The 1,420-nt window shown below is 47.5% G+C and carries 2 protein-coding genes; one reads left to right on the forward strand and one right to left on the reverse strand.

All coding sequences use genetic code 11. From position 1 onward, the window contains the following. Nucleotides 1-212: 212 nt before the first annotated feature. Nucleotides 213-1,199 (reverse strand): zinc-dependent alcohol dehydrogenase family protein, encoded by a 987-nt coding sequence (locus O9332_RS14605; RefSeq protein WP_002796399.1) that lies wholly within the window; start codon nucleotides 1,197-1,199, stop codon nucleotides 213-215. Between the two features lie 90 nt (nucleotides 1,200-1,289). Between O9332_RS14605 and O9332_RS14610 the strand changes: the two genes are divergently transcribed. Further along, nucleotides 1,290-1,420 (forward strand): helix-turn-helix domain-containing protein (locus tag O9332_RS14610; RefSeq protein WP_272079660.1); only part of this gene is annotated, 131 nt, incomplete at its 3' end.

Here is a 1,420-nt window from a genome sequence, read left to right on the forward strand (position 1 = left end):
GTCGTTTCAGGCTTTGTTGCCCTTGTTTTTTGTACCAAGCGATGTACTACAAGAAGGATAATGCAAGGTTTTTGAAAGTCCCAATCCTATTTTCTTGCACTAACATCGGACTTTAACAGGTCAAAAGCTTTATTTTAAAAGGGTTTTACCATTATTCAGCCAACCCTATATACGCGGGCAGCTTATGAGAGAAAATAGTGACCAGCAGATTTCTAGTCAATAATTAGGGCTATTTTCCCCGTCACCGAACCAGTTTCTAGTAGTTGATGGGCGCTGATAGCTGCCGCTAAAGGGAAGGTTTGGGAGAGATGAATAGTTAACTTTTTCTCATCAATTAAACGCGCCCCTTGTCTGAGAATTTCTGTTTGATATTTTTGCGCTTCTGGCAGTCCCATCAAAGCCGGGGTTAACATTAATTCTAAACTAATCCGCAAATTGCGATCGCGCGCTTCCTTCCAGCTGCCCGTAGGTTCCAAAATCGTCACCATATCGCCGTACACTCGCACCGCTCGGCAAGTTTGGCCAAAAGTTTCCCCTCCCACCGTATCAAAAGCGACATCTACTCCTTTCCCTGCGGTTTGTTGAAGTATCGCCGAGACAAAATCGGTTTGTTTGTATAAAATCGGGTAATCTGCCCCTAATTGCCGCACTAAACGCTCTTTATCGCTATTTCCCACCGTCGTATAAACTTTAGCCCCCTTCAGTTTCGCCAATTGAATCGCGACATGACCAACACCCCCGGCCCCGCCATGGATAAGTACGCTTTGTCCCGACTGAAGACGGGCGCGATCATAGAGTGCTTCCCAAGCGGTGATTAAAACCAAAGGTACAGCGGCCGCCTCGGCAAAAGAAAGAGATTTCGGCTTGTGGGCCAGATAATCCGCCTCGATCAGGGCATATTCAGCATAATTTCCCGTGCCGGCCTTGCCCAGTCCGCCGTTACAAAAATACACTTCATCCCCGGGGCGAAAATCTTGCACCGCCGCCCCAACGGCCTCGACAATTCCCGCCCCGTCACAGCCCAAAATGGCCGGCATTTGCTCGGGGTAAAAAGTGCCGCGTTTACGAATTTTTGTATCAATAGGGTTGACACCAGCGGCTTTTAATGCTACTAAAACCTGATGCGGTTGACTAATTTTCGGGGTGGGGACTTCCTGAAGCTGTAGGACATCCACGGCGGTCATGAGGATAGCTTTCATCGAAAATTTGGGTCTGAAACCCCGCCGTTTTACGGCGGCTTTGCTGTTAAATCTTAGCACATTTACGAAATATGTGTTAGAATGTGAGGTATGGAAAAAGCCTATTCGTTTCGATTTTACCCCACACCCGAACAAGAGTCGCTATTGCGGCGCACTTTGGGCTGTGTAAGATTAGTTTACAACAAAGCTCTCCACGAACGAACACAAGCTTGGTATGAAAG

This window comes from Microcystis sp. LE19-10.1B, from assembly GCF_027530565.1.
In the GTDB taxonomy this organism is placed as follows: domain Bacteria; phylum Cyanobacteriota; class Cyanobacteriia; order Cyanobacteriales; family Microcystaceae; genus Microcystis; species Microcystis aeruginosa.